The sequence below is a fragment of the Streptococcus sanguinis SK355 genome (assembly GCF_000212855.1).
Lineage (GTDB): Bacteria > Bacillota > Bacilli > Lactobacillales > Streptococcaceae > Streptococcus > Streptococcus sanguinis_A.
In genome coordinates, this window is record NZ_GL890993.1 from 432,637 (window position 1) to 449,135 (window position 16,499).

General features: G+C 44.4%; 14 protein-coding genes. 4 read left to right on the forward strand and 10 right to left on the reverse strand.

The window, feature by feature from the left end; translation table 11 throughout:
* Positions 1-72: 72 nt before the first annotated feature.
* Positions 73-1,221, reverse strand: coding sequence for a recombinase RecA (gene recA / locus HMPREF9389_RS09150; protein WP_002928325.1), 1,149 nt, complete (start codon positions 1,219-1,221; stop codon positions 73-75).
* Between the two features lie 59 nt (positions 1,222-1,280).
* Positions 1,281-2,537 carry a competence/damage-inducible protein A gene (locus HMPREF9389_RS09145; protein WP_032906230.1) on the reverse strand — a complete coding sequence of 419 codons (1,257 nt, stop codon included), beginning with the start codon at positions 2,535-2,537 and terminating at the stop codon, positions 1,281-1,283.
* Positions 2,538-2,806: 269 nt separating this feature from the next.
* Between HMPREF9389_RS09145 and HMPREF9389_RS09140 the strand changes: the two genes are divergently transcribed.
* Complete coding sequence (locus HMPREF9389_RS09140; protein WP_002928327.1) at positions 2,807-3,217, forward strand: helix-turn-helix domain-containing protein; 411 nt, start codon at positions 2,807-2,809, stop codon at positions 3,215-3,217.
* A 71-nt stretch (positions 3,218-3,288) separates the two neighbouring features.
* On the opposite strand, the gene HMPREF9389_RS11560 is transcribed toward HMPREF9389_RS09140, so the two are convergent.
* From HMPREF9389_RS11560 to ruvA, 3 genes are all read right to left on the reverse strand, one after another.
* Positions 3,289-4,643 (reverse strand): IS3 family transposase gene (locus tag HMPREF9389_RS11560; protein ID WP_155114662.1). Its coding sequence is split into 2 segments (ribosomal slippage): positions 3,289-4,202 and positions 4,202-4,643, totalling 1,356 coding nucleotides; the frame shifts between segments, so codons are not numbered across the junction.
* Between the two features lie 133 nt (positions 4,644-4,776).
* Entirely contained in the window at positions 4,777-5,331 is a 555-nt protein-coding gene (locus tag HMPREF9389_RS09125) for a DNA-3-methyladenine glycosylase I (protein ID WP_002928338.1), read from the reverse strand.
* Positions 5,332-5,340: 9 nt separating this feature from the next.
* Entirely contained in the window at positions 5,341-5,931 is a 591-nt protein-coding gene (gene ruvA / locus HMPREF9389_RS09120) for a Holliday junction branch migration protein RuvA (protein WP_032906231.1), read from the reverse strand.
* 169 nt (positions 5,932-6,100) lie between these two features.
* On the opposite strand from ruvA, the gene HMPREF9389_RS09115 reads away from it, so the two are divergent.
* Both HMPREF9389_RS09115 and HMPREF9389_RS09110 read left to right on the forward strand, forming a co-directional pair.
* Positions 6,101-6,607 (forward strand): helix-turn-helix domain-containing protein, encoded by a 507-nt coding sequence (locus HMPREF9389_RS09115; RefSeq protein ID WP_002928347.1) that lies wholly within the window; start codon positions 6,101-6,103, stop codon positions 6,605-6,607.
* Complete coding sequence (locus tag HMPREF9389_RS09110) at positions 6,561-7,010, forward strand: RDD family protein (RefSeq protein ID WP_080560736.1); 450 nt, start codon at positions 6,561-6,563, stop codon at positions 7,008-7,010. Before HMPREF9389_RS09115 ends, HMPREF9389_RS09110 begins: the two co-directional genes overlap by 47 nt.
* A 35-nt stretch (positions 7,011-7,045) precedes the next feature.
* On the opposite strand, the gene mutL is transcribed toward HMPREF9389_RS09110, so the two are convergent.
* From mutL to argR, 5 genes are all read right to left on the reverse strand, one after another.
* Positions 7,046-8,992, reverse strand: coding sequence for a DNA mismatch repair endonuclease MutL (mutL, locus tag HMPREF9389_RS09105; RefSeq protein ID WP_032906232.1), 1,947 nt, complete (start codon positions 8,990-8,992; stop codon positions 7,046-7,048).
* A gap of 204 nt (positions 8,993-9,196) precedes the next feature.
* The gene (locus tag HMPREF9389_RS09100; protein ID WP_032906233.1) at positions 9,197-10,504 is read right to left on the reverse strand and encodes an SPFH domain-containing protein; all 1,308 of its coding nucleotides are present in this window, start codon (positions 10,502-10,504) and stop codon (positions 9,197-9,199) included.
* Positions 10,505-10,544: 40 nt separating this feature from the next.
* Complete coding sequence (locus HMPREF9389_RS09095; protein WP_080560737.1) at positions 10,545-11,252, reverse strand: zinc ribbon domain-containing protein; 708 nt, start codon at positions 11,250-11,252, stop codon at positions 10,545-10,547.
* 178 nt (positions 11,253-11,430) lie between these two features.
* The gene (gene mutS, locus HMPREF9389_RS09090; RefSeq protein ID WP_002928353.1) at positions 11,431-13,980 is read right to left on the reverse strand and encodes a DNA mismatch repair protein MutS; all 2,550 of its coding nucleotides are present in this window, start codon (positions 13,978-13,980) and stop codon (positions 11,431-11,433) included.
* A gap of 78 nt (positions 13,981-14,058) precedes the next feature.
* Positions 14,059-14,496, reverse strand: coding sequence for an arginine repressor (argR, locus tag HMPREF9389_RS09085; RefSeq protein WP_002928354.1), 438 nt, complete (start codon positions 14,494-14,496; stop codon positions 14,059-14,061).
* A 300-nt stretch (positions 14,497-14,796) separates the two neighbouring features.
* Here argR and argS point away from each other — a divergent pair, with 300 nt between their 5' ends.
* Entirely contained in the window at positions 14,797-16,485 is a 1,689-nt protein-coding gene (gene argS, locus HMPREF9389_RS09080) for an arginine--tRNA ligase (RefSeq protein WP_002928355.1), read from the forward strand.
* Positions 16,486-16,499: the final 14 nt, after the last annotated feature.

A 16,499-nucleotide genomic window follows, 5' to 3' on the forward strand; every position in this document is an offset into this window, starting at 1 on the left:
TCGCTACACGATACTAATATCGTAGTCTATTATATCACAAAAACCATCGGTCTTGCGACCTATTTTGCAAAATTACTCTTCAATTTCGATGGCATCGTCCAAATCCAGAGTCACTTCTTCCATCGTTTCCACAGGGCTGTCAGCCTTGCTGCCAACCGCTTCTGCTAGCTCACCGCCTTCAATCAAACCATAGCGGACACGAACCTGACGGTCAATTTCGTCAAAGACTTCTGGATGATCTGCCAAGTATTTCTTGGCATTTTCAGATCCTTGCCCGATTTTTTCATCATTATAGGAGTACCAAGCACCAGCTTTTTTGATGATATCCAAGTCAGTCGCAATTTTAATCAGCTCACCTGTCTTAGAAATACCTTCTCCGTACATGATTTCCACGAAAGCTTCCTTGAATGGCGGAGCCACCTTATTTTTAACGACCTTGATCTTGGTTTCTTTACCAACATTGGTATCCTTCTCATCACCAGTTCCCTTGATTTGAGTATTACCACGGACATCCAGACGGACAGAAGCATAGAACTTCAGTGCACGGCCACCTGGTGTTGTTTCAGGATTACCAAACATAACACCAACTTTTTCGCGCAGCTGGTTAATGAAAATCGCAATTGTCTTCGTTTTGTTGATAGAAGCAGACAGCTTGCGCATAGCCTGGCTCATCATCCGAGCCTGCAAGCCGACATGGCTGTCACCGATATCGCCATCGATTTCTGCACGCGGTACAAGGGCTGCAACTGAGTCTACAACCACCAAGTCCACCGCACCTGAGTCAATCAGCTTACCAGCAATTTCCAGTCCCTGTTCTCCAGAATCAGGTTGAGACAGCAGCAACTCATCAATATTGACACCCAGAGCAGCTGCGTATGACGGATCCAAAGCATGCTCAGCATCGATAAAGGCAGCGATACCACCTTCTTTTTGCGCTTGAGCAACAGCGTGAAGAGCAACGGTTGTCTTACCAGAAGACTCCGGACCATAGATTTCAATAATCCGTCCCTTAGGGTAACCACCAGCACCAAGGGCAATATCCAAGGCCAAAGAGCCAGAACTCATAACTTGAACCTTTTGCTCTGCCCGCTCGCCCAGACGCATAATGGCTCCCTTACCGAAGTCCTTTTCAATATTTTTCAGAGCATTATCCAAGGCTTTTTGGCGCTCATCGCCGAATTTCTTTGAGATTTCGTCTAATTTTTTTTGTTTCTTTGCCATTTATTTCTCCTATTTTTTCTAAAAATGTCTTTTGGCCATCTTCGTCATTATACCAAAAATCAGCTATTTAATAAAGTTTTTCGTACTAGGTTGAAGGCATGCAGAACAGCAATTTTCCGCACATCACGCCGACTGCGTCCAGCAATATTGACCTTAATAGTTTCTGTTCCTGAAGCACTAGCTAAGCCGATAAAAACAGTCCCTGCTGGATGCTCTTCCAGTGACTCTGGGCCAGCCACACCTGTCAGACTGACAGCTAAGTCGCTTTCGGTCAGCTTTCTAGCCTGCTCTGCCATTTTCCCAGCCGTAAAAGCTGAAACGACACCGTGCTTCTCCAGGTCTCCCAGCGGGATATCCAGCATCCGGCTCTTTTCCTCCATGCTGTAGGTGACAAAGCCACCTGAAAAAATAGCTGAAGCTCCAGCAAAATCTGCCAAGGTCGCTTGAAAGAGGCCTGCTGTCAGACTCTCCGCCGCCGAAATCGTCTTCCCTTGACTCTTCAGCAACTCAAAAGCCACCTGTGCCAAGGAATTGTCATCGCCATAACCGTAGAAAATCTCAGACAGGGATTGCCCCTCAAAAGTCTTATGAGACAGAATTGACTTTTCCACAGCCTCAAACTTGGTGTCGGCTTCTGCCTGACTCAGAGCCTTGGTGGACAGTCGCAGGGTAACTTCCCCTGTCTTTGCATAAGGAGCAATGGTGGGGTCACTCTGCTGCTCAATCATCTTGGACAAAATAGTCACTAGCTGACTCTCACCGATACCAAAGAAACGCAGCACCCGTGAATACAGTTTTTGACCTGTGGATAAGAGGGGAACTAGCTCGTTATTGACCATGGGCTTGAGCTCGCTTGGAGGACCTGGCAGGACCACGTAGCTTACTCCATCAACTTCTAGCAAGCCACCGACTGCTAAGCCGGTTGCATTGGGCAGCGGAGTTGAGCCTTCGACCAGCTGGGCCTGACGCTCATTATTGGGCGTTCGAGCATAATCTGCCCGGCTAGCAAAAAATCGATCCAGCTTTTCCACAGCCTGTGAGTCAAAATTGAGCTCACGTCCTAAGAACTTAGCCAAGGTCTGCTTGGTTAAATCATCCTCCGTAGGCCCCAAGCCTCCTGTTAGGATAATTAGATTACTGCGTCCTTGAGCAATTTCCAAAACAGAGAGGAGACGATTTTCATTGTCCCCTACTGCTGTCTGAAAATAGACATCAATCCCCAGACTCGCCAGTTTTTCAGATAAAAATTGGGCATTGGTATTGACAATCTGACCTGTCAGAATCTCGGTGCCCACAGCAATAATTTCTGCTTTCATAGAACCTCCTACCTTACTATTCGGAATTGGCTTTATTTTATCACAAAAAATCTTAAAAAAGTTGATTTTCATTTCAGGAAATAAAAAGAGCTGTCAAGTTCGTTGACAAACTTGTCAACATGCTGTGGAAAACTTTTAAGAATGACTTGTGTTATGCAGAATAACTAGATTGTTAGGGAAATGCTATTGGCAAATGGTTTCATTATTTTTATAATGAAGATGAAAAAGGAAATCATCTAACTATTAATATTTAAAGAAAGGGGACCATCATGAAAATTTCTCAAGTTCTCAAAGATATTCGTCAACAAAATCAACTCACTCAGGAGGCTTTGGCAGAAAGACTCAAGGTTTCCCGCTCCGCCATTGCCCGCTGGGAAAGCGAAAAAGGTATCCCTGATATTGGAAATCTCATCGCTATCAGTCGGGAATTTGATATCAGTCTGGACACACTCATCAAGGAGGATGAGCGCTTGGAAAAAAAGGTCATCGAAGACAGTAAGGCTAAGAAATGGCATTATTTAGTCATCTTCTATCTCTTCTCCGTTTTGGTTGAGATTGCGATTTTTGCCTATTTGCATCATATCTTTATGGCTGGCTTCCTCATATCTACCCTCTTTATGCTTTTCTATGAATTACGCATCTTTATCAAGGAAAAGATTTGGATGCAGAAAGGAGAGTAAGGATATAAAGAGAATAATAAAAAAACCTAGAGGTCTGGAATGTACTGACCCCCAAAAGTTGGACAAATAATTTAAGCGAAGGATTTAGTTCTGTATTGCACAGGGCTAAGTCCTTTTAGTTTGACTTTGATTCGTTTGTTGTTGTAGTAATCAATGTAGTCCACAATAGCTTGTTCAAGGTCTTCTAAAGACCTAAAGTGCTTCTCATAACCGTAAAACATCTCCGATTTCAAAATACCAAAGAAGGACTCCATCATGCCATTGTCTGGGCTATTGACCTTACGTGACATGGATGGCTGAATTCCCTTATTCTCTAGAAACCGATGATAAGAATCATGTTGGTATTGCCAGCCTTGATCGCTATGGAGAATAGTATGCTCGTAGTGTTTCTCTGTGAATGCCTGTTCCAACATTGTTTTTACTTGTTCTAAATTAGGCGAAGTAGAAAGATGATAAGCGATAATTTCGCTGTTAAAGCCATCCAGAACAGGGGATAAATAGAGTTTCTGCGTGCTATTAGGAATGGCAAACTCCGTTACATCTGTGTAGCACTTTTCCATTGGTTTTGATGCTTCAAACTGGCGTTGAATGAGGTTATCAGCCTTCTTTCCAACTTCTCCGTGATAAGAGGAATACTTACGCTTACGACGAATACGAGCGCTTAGTCCCATGCCTTTCATCAAACGCTGAACCTTCTTATGATTCACTACAAAACCACGATTTCTGAGTTCGAGAGTTACTCTACGATAGCCATAATTTCCTTTATGCTCACTATAAATTGCCTGTATTTCAGCTTTGATACCTTGATTTTTATCATCGCTCCTACCCAGCTGTTTCAAGTGGTAGTAGTAAGTTGAGCGAGGCAAGTCAGCCGTTTCAAGAAGTAAATCTAGTCGAAATCCTCCTGAGACCATCTCTCTAACTGTCTCTGCCTTTCTCGCTTCAAGGCTTCGTCCCGGTCTTCCAGCTCTTTTGACTTTTTTAGGTAAGCTACCTCGGTACGTAAGCGTTCATTCTCCTCTTGAAGTCGCTCAAGTTCAGTCATTTCTTCCCATGTTTTCTTACGTTTACGTCCCATTTTAGATGGCCTCCCTCTTGTTTTCTCAACAATAGTATACCCGTTTTTCTTGTATTGTGCCAGCCAATTAGAAAGCACTCCACGATTCGGAAGGCCAAATTCAAGAGAAACACTCAGTTGCGAACGACCTGCAATTAAAACTTCACCCATCATTTCTTGTTTTAATGCAGGAGAGTAATAGCTGTTCTTCCCTTTTTTAACAATCTCTGATCCATAACGATCCATCAATCGAATCATGTATTGAAGGTTAGAAATAGCTACCCCAAATCGATTTGAAAGCTGTTTGAAGCTTTGCCCTTGTTTTCTGAGTTCATAGATTTGAACTTTGTCCTCATATGCTAATTTCATTTAATTATGGTCAATAAGGAAATGAAGCAGATAATTCAGCCATTTTTGACCAATAAGCTGCAACCCTCTGCCTATAAATAGAATTGAATAGAGAGAGAGAAAAATAAGCTGAAATTTTCTGGTTTTCATCATTCTACTTCCAGTCACAATCATTTTCATGATCATTGATAAGACCAGCTGCTTCTAGGAATGAATAGACACAAACAGGACCGACAAACTTGAAGCCTTGCTTTTTCAGCGCCTTGGACATAGTTTCTGACAGCGCTGTCTTAGTAGGTGCTTCCTTATAGTTCAAAATTTCATTGTCAATCGTTTTAAAATCGACAAAGGACCAGATATAATTATTAAAAGAGCCAAACTGCTTTTGAACAGCCAAAAAAGCTTGGGCATTGGCTCTGGTCGCATAGATTTTCATCTTATTACGGATGATATTAGGATTATTTAAAAGACTATCCAAGTCAGCATCTGTCATCTGAGCAATTTTCTGGGCATCATAGAAATGAAATGCTTCCCGAAAAGCCTGGCGTTTATTCAGAATGGTCTCCCAAGAAAGTCCGGCCTGATAAGTCTCCATGCAGAGCAATTCAAATAATTTCTGATCATCATGGAGGGGCTGGCCCCACTCCTCATCATGGTAGGCTACATACAAGGGGTTATTCATTTTTACCCAGCCGCAGCGTTTGGTCATAACTTTCTCCTATTTCACCAACATCTTGAGAGCTGACTTGATATAGTTTTCTGCTGTGTCAGTTGTGCCTTCAAAGACTTTCTTGATTTTCTTGAGCTCAGCAGCTTTGTAGCCCAAAGCCAGCATGGCTTCCATGGCTTCTTCCAGCTCCTGATTATCCACAGTCTGGATGGGTGCCTTGCTTTCTGACGGACCATCCGCAGCCACTACCTTGCCTTCTAAGTCCAGCACCATCTGCTGGGCTGTCTTCTTGCCAATCTTAGGAAACTTGGTCAGGTAGGTGATGTTTTTCTGCTCAATGGCTTGCACTAAGCCCGCATTATCATCTGCCGCAATGATGGCTAAGGCAGACACTGGGCCAATACCTGAGACTGAAATCAAGCTGAGAAAGAGTTGCTTCTCCTCCTCGGTCGCAAAGCCGTAAAGGAGCTCCGCGTCTTCTCTCACCACCTGGTGAACATAGACCTTAGCTTCCTGATGGAGATACCCTGAATAAGCATAGGGGTTGGCCACATGAAGAATATAGCCGATAGAGTTGACTTCCAATACGATGTACTTGGCTGTAATTTTACTGATGATTCCTTTAAAATATTCGTACATAATCTTCCTTCTTTTTGTATCATTTTGCCTATCTAGTATATCATATTTTCTAACGGAAAACTGCAAACTCAAGTGCAACCGGTGGTTGACAAAATGTACAGGAAGCTGTATTCTCAAGATGACTAAAAGCTGTTAGGATAGAGTTAGCAAAGAAAAGGAGGCCGTCACGATGAAACTCGCCGATAAATTATTTGAACTAAGAAAAGAAAAAGGCTGGTCACAAGAAAAGCTAGCTGAACAAATCAATGTCTCTCGCCAGAGCATTTCCAAGTGGGAGTCTGGCCAAGCGCTACCAGAGCTAGAAAAAATTGTAGAGCTGAGTAAGATTTTCCAAGTGACGACAGATTATCTGCTTTTAGAAGACGGCGACAAGCCGGAAATAAAATCCATCCTCTCAGAAGACGAAAAAGATCGCTACTACAAGGAAGTAAAATCTTATGGCTTCTGGCAGGTTCTATATATTTTTGTATCAGCTCTGGCTATCTTTCTCTTCTTCGCAGGTTCTAGCTTTCCAGCAAAATTCAGTGCGCTGGTTTGGTTAACTTTTTTCCTCTTAATCGCATCAGCAATGGCTATTAACAAGGCGCTAAAAATTAAGAAAAAGTATCTGGACAAGGTTATAGGCCTTGATGAAGATTCTAAGAAAGAAGATGCTAAAGATGAAACTAAAAACTGACAATCTAGTTCTAGGAGACATTCCTGTATTCACTGAAGCCCAGAGCCAGCTTCTGGCTTTTTCTACCTCAGTCCTGCCTCTAACTATCATCTTTGCTTGGCTAGATTATAGAAAAGGCAGTTTTGGCAAACGTTGGGCAGGTTTACAGTTGGTTTACAAGCGTAGGAGCCTTGCCCACAGCCTTTTGCGCTCAGCTATTAAGTTTTTCCCTTGGCAGCTGGGACATATAGGAGCTATCCGTAGTGCTTATCAAGCAGATGCTCTGTCAATTTTCTTGTCAACTTCAGCAGGGATTCTCCTCCTGATCTTTCTGCTGATGGGACTGCTTCGCAAGGACAAACGCCATCCAGCTGATTTGCTTGCTGGAACACAAGTTCAGCTCAAACATCAAAAACAGCTCTAGTTCTATGACTAGGGCTGTTTGATCTTCTATAAAGTTTAGTATTTCCCCAACTCCCGCAGACTAGTGTGATTTTCCTGAATGCGGCGGAACATTTTTTCCATGTCCGACTTGGTAAAGTTGACCAAGACTGGCCGACCGTGTGGACAGTTGTAAGGATTATCACACTGGGACAGCTGAAAGAGCAAGTCGCGCGCAGAGTAGTCATCCAGACTGTGATTGGCCTTGATGGAGCGTTTGCAGCTCATCATAATAGCCAGCTCTGCTCGATATTTCTTGATGGAAACTTCCTTGGTCAGGAGAAGCATATCACACATCTCATAGATGCCGGCTTCAATCTCCTCTTCCTTGAACCAAATGGGATGTTCACGGAGGATAAACTGGTTGGCTCCGTACTCTTCTAAAAAGATGCCAGCATCTTCTAACAGCTCCATCCGCTGCTTGATTCGCAACATATCGTCCGCTGGAAATTCAAAGATATAGGGCACTAAGAGCTGTTGCTGGCTATTGTCCACATCCCCAATCTTCTCCCGATAATACTCATACTTGACCCGCTCTTGGGCAGCATGCTGGTCAATAATGTAAAGCCCACCCTTGCCCTGAGCAAAGAGATAGGTACCATGCATCTGACCGAAATATTCTAACTCTGGGAAGCTTGACTTCTCTTCCTGTTCCAACTTATCCACAACCCGCTCCAGACTAGCCTGGTCTAGCTCTGGATGGTCTAGTTGGTCATAGCTAGCAGGCTTTCTCTCTGCGAATTTGACCGAAGTCGATTGTGGCAGTTCTGCTTTTTCATCTGTCGCTTCATGACCAGGCTCCGCTGATTCTTCAAAGGATAGCTGCTGCTCGGCCACCTGTGGCTTGAGGAAAAAGTCATTCTGCTCCTTATCGTAGTAGAGGCGATTTTCTTTAAGGGGAAGGGTGATCTGTTCGGGCTTAGTCACACGCTTAACTGTTGATTTAGCTAGATTTTCCAAAGCATCTGGGATAAGGTCCTGCTCCTTGAGACTGGTCACAATGGCTTGCGAAATCAAAGCCATGAGTTCGCGTTCTTTAGAAATCCGCACCTCTTGCTTGGTCGGATGGACATTGACATCGGCCAGATAGGGATCAATTTGAATATTGATGATCGCTAGTGGAAAGCGGCCTACCATAAGCTTGCTGCCGTAGCCGTCCAAAATAGCACGATTGAGCAGGAAATTCTTGATATAGCGGCCGTTAATGAGAATCGTAATATAATTCCGATTCGCGCGAGTCAGTTCAGGCAGACTGACATAGCCGCTCACTTCAAAGTCCAGATCTGAAGCAGAGATTTCCACCATTTTCTTGGCTGTTGCCAGACCATAGATGCCTGCAATAGCCTGACGCAGATTACCACTGCCGGCAGTCCGTGTCATTTCGCGGCCGTCGCTGATAAGGGTGAAAGCCACTTCCGGATGGGCCAGACTAAGCCGATTAATCACATCAACGATATGGGACAGCTCAGCCTGCTGGCTCTTCATATACTTGAGCCGTGCGGGAGTATTGAAGAAGAGATCTTCTATCTTGATTTTCGTTCCCACCGGGCTGCTAGTAGGCTCATGCTCTTCAATCTCACCACCTTGGGCAACCAGCCGAGTTCCGTGCTGGCCGGCTTCCGTCGCTGTTTCAATGGTAAAACGCGAGACAGAAGCAATAGAAGGAATGGCTTCACCTCGGAAACCCAGCGTCCGAATCCGAAAGAGATCCGCCTGTTTCTTGATTTTACTGGTAGCATGGCGGCGAAGAGCCAGAGGGACATCTTGGTGGTCTATGCCCTCGCCATTGTCCGTCACCTGGATAGTCTTGAGTCCGGCCTCCTCAATTTCGATGGTAATTTGGCTGGCACCCGCATCAATTGAATTCTCCACCAGCTCCTTGACCACGCTGCTAGGCCGCTCAATGACTTCACCTGCCGCAATCTGATTGGCCAGAATTTCTGGAAGTTCGATAATTTTTGACATCATTTTCTCCGTATTTGTTCTGCTATCTATTATAACACATTGGGCTTTTTCTATCAGAAAGCAGCCTTTTCTCAACCACTCTGCTCGTCATTCAAACCATATAGACATAAATAGCTACCACACTTACCGCAACATTCAAAAAATTAACAGTGGTTTATCTGGAGAATCATGAGAAACAAAAAACAGTTCAAATTTGAACTGTTTTTATTCTACTGGCGGAATTGGAGGCATAAACAGCTCTTTCAAATCATCAACTGTATCTGCTCTCATCCATTCTGCCATTCCTGGTTTCCAGACTAAGGTTGAAGGGAGGAATTGCCCTGATAGAGACATTTGTGTTAGGGTATTTCTATCATAAGGTCCAGATGCTTGTCCATTGACAGCAATATGGTAGACTGTAGTTGGAATCGGAGGCGGTGAAACAACTGACTGTTGTTGGGAATTGCCTGACATCGTATTATTCATAGCTCCAGCAATATTTTGGCCTACAGCACCTCCTACTGCCATTCCTGCCATCATAGCAGCGGGGTTGAAGCCTGCATCGCCTCCCAAAGAAACTGTTCCCGAACCATTAGCGCCCATTTGGCCCAATGCATCAGCACCAGCAATACCAACTTCGGACTGCTTTTCGACTTGAAATGCACCTAGGTTTGCAGATTGTGTTTGCTTATGTTGCGCATATTGCCCTTCTTCACGTTGGATACGTATCCGTTCAACATAGTCAGTAGTTTCCGCTTGTATTTTAGCTGTGGTAACATCCTTGGTAATCAACATAAGCTGTCGATAGCCTTGACTTGATTTATCTATCTCTATTGCAGCTATATCAAGACTTGAAACAGTAACACCAAAATTCTCCTTTAATCTTTCCATGACATCATGTTCAAGAGCTTCATTAATTTGTGAAATTTTGCTTTCAAGATTAATGACAGGAATGTTATTCTCTGTAGGAGCATTTGTTACAATATGTTTAGCATATCGGGCTACAGCATCCCGAATTTGCTTTTGAAAATCATCAAGATTAAAAGTATTCAACCTGTGTAACTTGATAAATTCTTTATAATCAGTAATTTTAAAATTAATCGTACCACGAACCGCAACAGGAACACTAAAGTCTAAAAACCTTGGATCATAGACATCAAAAAACGGTACTGCAAACTTGACTTGAATAATTTGCGCAAGATTGATGAAATAGACTTCTGCCGGAAATGGTGTGCCACCTTCATAAGCCAGACCTACTATGCTTGCCAGCACAGGAAAGTTAGAAGTCTTGATAGTCTGATCATATGGACCTACAATAAAGTCCTGCAGTGTACCATCTTTTTGTTTATAGACAAAGACAGCAACCTCTCCATCTTTAACCCGCAAAGAAGATCCCCAACGAATGGCATTTTCTCTATTACCTACACCCTGTTTCACTCCTGCAGGATGCCATTTCCATATCAAATAAGACCCTTCATCGCAACGGATTTCATCCATGAAACCGCCCGCTCTATGTCTGCTAAATACGCTCATACTGCTCTCCTTTAACTCATTAAGTCTTAAATACATTAAATTATTTATCTCTTTTTTCTACAAGAAATGCATAGTAAAAAGAGCCCATAAGCGGAAAAATGCCAACTAACGCAATCATATATAGAGGAGAATCACTATCTCCTGTAAGTCCTCCTAAAACTGAACCAACTACCATCATAATTATACCAACAGCTCCCAAAAATAAACATTGCAGTATCTTGGAACCCATGATAGTCTTTGTAAAAGATTGTAACTTTTTCTGTTTTTTAGTTTTAGTATATAATTGGTTAATATATTGAAATTCCTCTGTTTTTCCAAAAGAAAGAGTTGCTTTCTGATAAGCTTGTTCTAATTTTGAATTCCACGCTTCAAAATCATAATCATATGAATTCATATTTGAGGTTGCAAGGATAACAAACTCGTAAATATCCTCTTTAGTATTAGGGATATAGAAATTTCGAATAAGATCAATTTTCTGTCCTTTATTTTTAGTAGACTCTAATTTTTTCGCTAATTTCTCAACTTTGCTAGCTCCCTTTGCTCCCCTCAGTTCATATCCACAAGTTGGACAAAAAGACTTAAACGAGTCTAGTCTTTCAGCACAATTCGGACATTTATATAATTCTCCATCATATACTGTTTTCCGTTGTAATGTCCCTGTATTTGTTTCTCCCACTGCAATGCCGCAATTACTACAAAAATGAGCTCCCTCAGCAAGAGTTTGCCCACAGTTTATACAAAATCCCATTCCCCTTTTTCTCCATTCTCCTTTTTTATATTTGAAGTTATACAACTTTATTATACAGCATTCCCACCACCATGTAAATATGAATTATCGCCTCAGTAACAAGCTTCTAAGCGATTACAAGAAAATTAATTAGAACGAAAAAGAGCTTGATTTAGTATCAGGCTCTGATTTGTCTATTTTACAACTTCTTCTTGAGCTCGGCCACTGCTGCCATGACTTCCAGGGGGGTCATATTGTAGATGTCCAAGTCTCGGAGTTCAGTCAGGACTGGATTTTCCGTTCCTTCTGCAAAAAGAGACATCTGCTCCGCCACTTGCGACTGCTTCGGTCTGGATGCAGTAGGAAGCTCTGAGCCTAGTCCTGTATCCTGACTCTCCAAATGACTCAAAATGCTATCCGCCCGCTCCAGCAATTTCTTAGGAAGTCCGGCAATCTTCGCCACATGAATTCCGTAGGACTTGTCAGCCGGACCTGGCTCAATTTTATGCAGGAAAGTCACCTGTCCGTCCTTTTCCAAGGTTGCCACATGGACATTTTCCAAATGCTCCAAGCTATTCTCTAAGGCTGTCAGCTCATGATAGTGGGTAGCAAAGAGGGTCTTGGCCCCAGTATAGTGATGAATATGCTCGATAATAGCCTGAGCCAGCGCCATCCCATCGTAAGTAGCCGTCCCACGGCCCAGCTCATCAAAGAGGATGAGCGAACGCTCGCTGGCCTGCCGAATGGCCCGATTGGCCTCCATCATCTCCACCATAAAGGTGGACTGGCCGGACACCAGATCATCCGCCGCACCGATGCGAGTGAAAATCGCATCGAATAGTGGCAGACTGGCAGACTGAGCGGGCACATAAGAGCCCATCTGTGCCATAATAACGATGATAGCCAGCTGGCGCATATAAGTTGATTTCCCGCTCATATTAGGCCCGGTAATCAGCTGGATGTCCGTTTTCTGGTCCAGCAGAATACTATTTGGAATGTAGCTTTGGGCACCCATGACCTTTTCCACAACAGCATGCCGGCCTTTTTCAATCTGCAGACGGCGCTCTGCAGTAAAGACAGGGCGCACCAAATGCTGCTGTTCAGCCACCGCAGCAAAGCTCTGCAGGACATCTACAGCTGCCAGCGTTTGTGCCAAGGCCTGCAAGCGCTGGATGTATTTGCCAGCTTCCTCGCGAATCCGCATAAAAATTTCGTATTCCAAATTAGCAGATTTTTCACGCGCCTCCAACATCTCTCCCTCAATCCGGGCCAACTCCTCTGTTCCGAAACGCTCAGAATTTTTCAGGGTCGCCTTGCGGAAGAAATGACTAGGCACATGAGCCAACTGAGAATTGGTCACATGGAAATAGTAACCATCTTTTTTATTATAATCAATCTTCAGATTGCTGATGCCGCTGTTAGCACGTTCTTTGACTTCCAGCTCCGCAATCCATCCAGTCCCCTCCCTCAGCACAAGCCGATACTGATCCAAGGTCTCATCAAAGCCTGTCCGAATGATATTGCCCTCGGTGATGATATGGGGGGCATCCGGCGAAATAGCCGAGCTAATCAAGCCCGCCAACTCTGGAATAGGATCTAAGCCCTCAATCAAACGAGCTAGATGCGGGCTGCCGATTCCTTGCAAGATAGCCTTAATCTGAGGCACATTGCCCAATGTTGCTGCCAGCTGCAGCAGATCCTTGGGATTGGTCTTGCCAAAAGAAACCCGACTAGCCAACCGCTCGATATCATAGACTCCCTTGAGGCTCTCCGTCAAATCACTCCGCTCAAAGAAATGATCCAGAAAAACCTCGACGACATTCTGCCGCTGGCTAATTCGCGCTTCATCAATCAGCGGACGCTGGATCCAAGAGCGCAGCATGCGGCCGCCCATGGCTGTCTTGGTCTCGTCCATCAGCCAATAAAGACTGCCGTGCTTCTTGCCCGAGCGAGCATTTTCTGTCAAATCCAGACTCGCCTTGGTGGCATAATCCATTTGCAGGAAGTCCTTGATTTCATAATGATGGGCCTTCTTCAAATGGCTGAGCTCCCTCATCTGGGTCCGGTGCACATACTCCAGCAATTTCCCCGCTGCCTGACGTTCCATCGGAGACAGTTCCTCTCCCAGCAGCTGGACATCATCCAAGGCTGTCTGTACATAGGACAGCAAAAGGTTCATCTGCCCAGCCAAGACCTGCTCCTCAGCTTCTGGCAAGGCATAGCCCAGCACCACTTCCCTAGCCTTCAAATTACGGATTTCCCCGCAGACCAAGGCAAAGTCCTCTAAACTAGTCACCTGAAACTCACCGGTCACCAAGTCCATATAAGCCAGACCATAGAGGCCCTCTGAGTAATCCAGAGCCACCAGAAAGTTATTCGCAGAGTCCGGCTTACTGGAGTCCACCACCGTCCCCGGTGTGATAACCTGAACGACCTCCCGCTTAACAACTCCCTTGGCTTCCTTGGGGTCTTCCATCTGCTCCGCAATCGCTACCTTATAGCCTGACTCGACCAAAACATCAATATACTGCTGAGCCGAATGATAGGGAACTCCGGCCATGGGAATGGGATTTTCTGCATTTTTATTGCGGCTGGTGAGGGAAATCTCTAAAATCTGGGCGGCATTGACCGCATCATCATAAAACAATTCATAGAAATCCCCCATCCGAAAGAGCAAGAAAGCATCTGGATAGTCCTTCTTGATATCCAAATACTGCTGCATACCTGGCGATAACTTTTCTACTGCCATCTCTATCCTTTCTAAAAACAAACGAGGTCAGGACTTCCGTCTCAAACCTCTCCATTTTTCCTGAAAAAACTGTGATTCTTACATCGCTTCCTGTATTTGCTCTTCAATCTCCTGAGCAGCCGCCTGATCCCGGCAAATCACTAAAAGAGTATTGGCACCCGCAACGGTTCCCAGAATGCGGCTATCGAACGAGCTATCCACGACATTGGCCAGCACTGTTGCCTCTCCCAGGCCCGTACGAAGAACCAGACTAAACTCTGCCCTGGCTACACTCTCCACATGCTTGGCTAAAAACTCTATAAAATCAATCTCTTCAGTCTCATGCGCCAAAACATAATAAGTCAGCCCCTTCTTCTTAACTTTAGTCAGGCCGATTTCACGAAGGTCACGCGACAGGGTAGTCTGTGTTACATAAATCCCTTGCGCTTCCAGACGATCCTGAATCTCCTTTTGCGTTCCTAGCTTTTCCTCCTTAATCATCGTTTTGACTAACTGATGACGGTCATTCTTTCTCATTTCTACCTCATTATTGAATATTTAGAAGCTGCATTCATGAAGAATACTCCATCCGATGAAAAACTGCTTCTCCATCAATCTAGGCAAAGATTTGCAGGAATACTGAGAATAAACAAAAAACTTTAACCAAGAGTGTCAGGGAAGGAGGCATTTAGATGGAAAACTCATCTATAAATACAGGTTCTTATCCCTCTTATTATATCAGAAAAATTCCTATTAGCCCAAAAATTATTCCCAAAAAAATTGAAGATTCCTTAAAAAATGTGATAAAATAATAACAAAAGACACAAAGGAGCAAATATGGATAACAAACAGTTGATTGCCGGCGAATTGGCCAAGGTTATTGACAGCCTTGATCAAGACGCTATTTTAAATTTATTGGAGCAGCCAAAGAGCTCTGAACTTGGTGATATCGCCTTCCCTGCCTTTTCTCTGGCAAAGACTGAGCGCAAAGCTCCTCAGGCTATCGCTGCTTACATCGCTGAAAATATTGACACGGCGCATTTTGATAAAGTCGTTGCGACTGGGCCTTATGTCAACTTTTTCCTCAGCAAAGCTGAAATTTCTGGCCAAGTTATCAAAGAAGTCATCAAAGACGGAGCTGATTACGGCCAGCAAAACGAAGGAAATGGGGAAAATGTCACCATTGACCTATCCAGCCCAAACATTGCCAAGCCTTTCTCAGTCGGCCACTTGCGCTCTACTGTTATCGGTGATGCTCTTTCCAACATCTTCCGCAAGATTGGCTACAACACCATCAAAATCAACCACTTGGGAGACTGGGGCAAACAGTTCGGCCTCCTGATGGTAGCTTATAAGAAGTGGGGAAGCCAGGAAGCTGTTGAAGCCAACCCTATCGACGAGCTCCTCAAACTCTACGTGCGTATCAATGCTGAGATTGAAAACGACCCATCTCTAGATGACGAAGGTCGCCTTTGGTTCAAGAAGCTAGAAGACGGTGACCCAGAAGCGACTGAGCTCTGGCAATGGTTCCGCGACGAAAGTCTGATGGAGTTCAACCGTATCTACGAACTCCTAGGTGTCGAATTTGACAGTCTAAATGGTGAAGCTTTCTACAACGACAAGATGGATGAAGGGATTCAAATCCTCGAAGAAAAAGGGCTCTTACAGGAATCAAAAGGAGCTAGCATTGTAGACTTGGAAGACTTCAACCTTCCGCCTGCTATGATTAAAAAATCAGACGGTGCTACCCTCTACATTACACGTGATATCGCAACAGCCATCTACCGGGCTCGCACTTACAACTTTGTCAAAAATGTCTATGTTGTAGGTCAAGAGCAGGCCAACCACTTCAGACAGCTTAAGGCTGTTCTGAAAAAGATGGGCTTTGACTGGAGCGATGACATGATTCACGTTGACTTCGGTCTGGTGACTAAGAACCGTCAAAAACTGTCTACACGTAAAGGAAATATCATCCTTCTCGAGCCAACTCTGCTGGAGGCTATCAGCCGGGCTAAGAGCCAGATTGAAGCTAAAAACCCAGATTTGGAAAACAAGGAAGCTGTTGCTCGTGCAGTTGGGGTTGGAGCAGTTAAGTTCTACGACCTCAAAACTGACCGCCGCAATGGTTACGACTTTGATCTGGAAGCTATGGTTTCCTTCGAGGGAGAAACAGGCCCTTACATCCAGTATGCCTATGCTCGTATCCAGTCTATCCTGCGCAAGGCGAACTTCCAGCCAGATGCAGAGGCTACATACAGCCTGAACGATCCAGAAAGCTGGGAAATTATCAAGTTGCTCCAAGACTTCGGTCGCGTTGTCAAACGTGCTGCTGATAACTATGAGCCATCTCTGATTGCCAAATATGCTATCAGTCTGGCCCAAGCCTTTAACAAATACTATGCACACACTCGGATTCTGGACGAAAGCCCTGAGCGCGACAGCCGTCTGGCTCTCAGCTACTCAACAGCTGTCGTCCTCAAAGAAGCTCTGCGTCTGCTGGGAGTAGAAGCGCCAGAAAAGATGTAAACTTAATTTAGAAA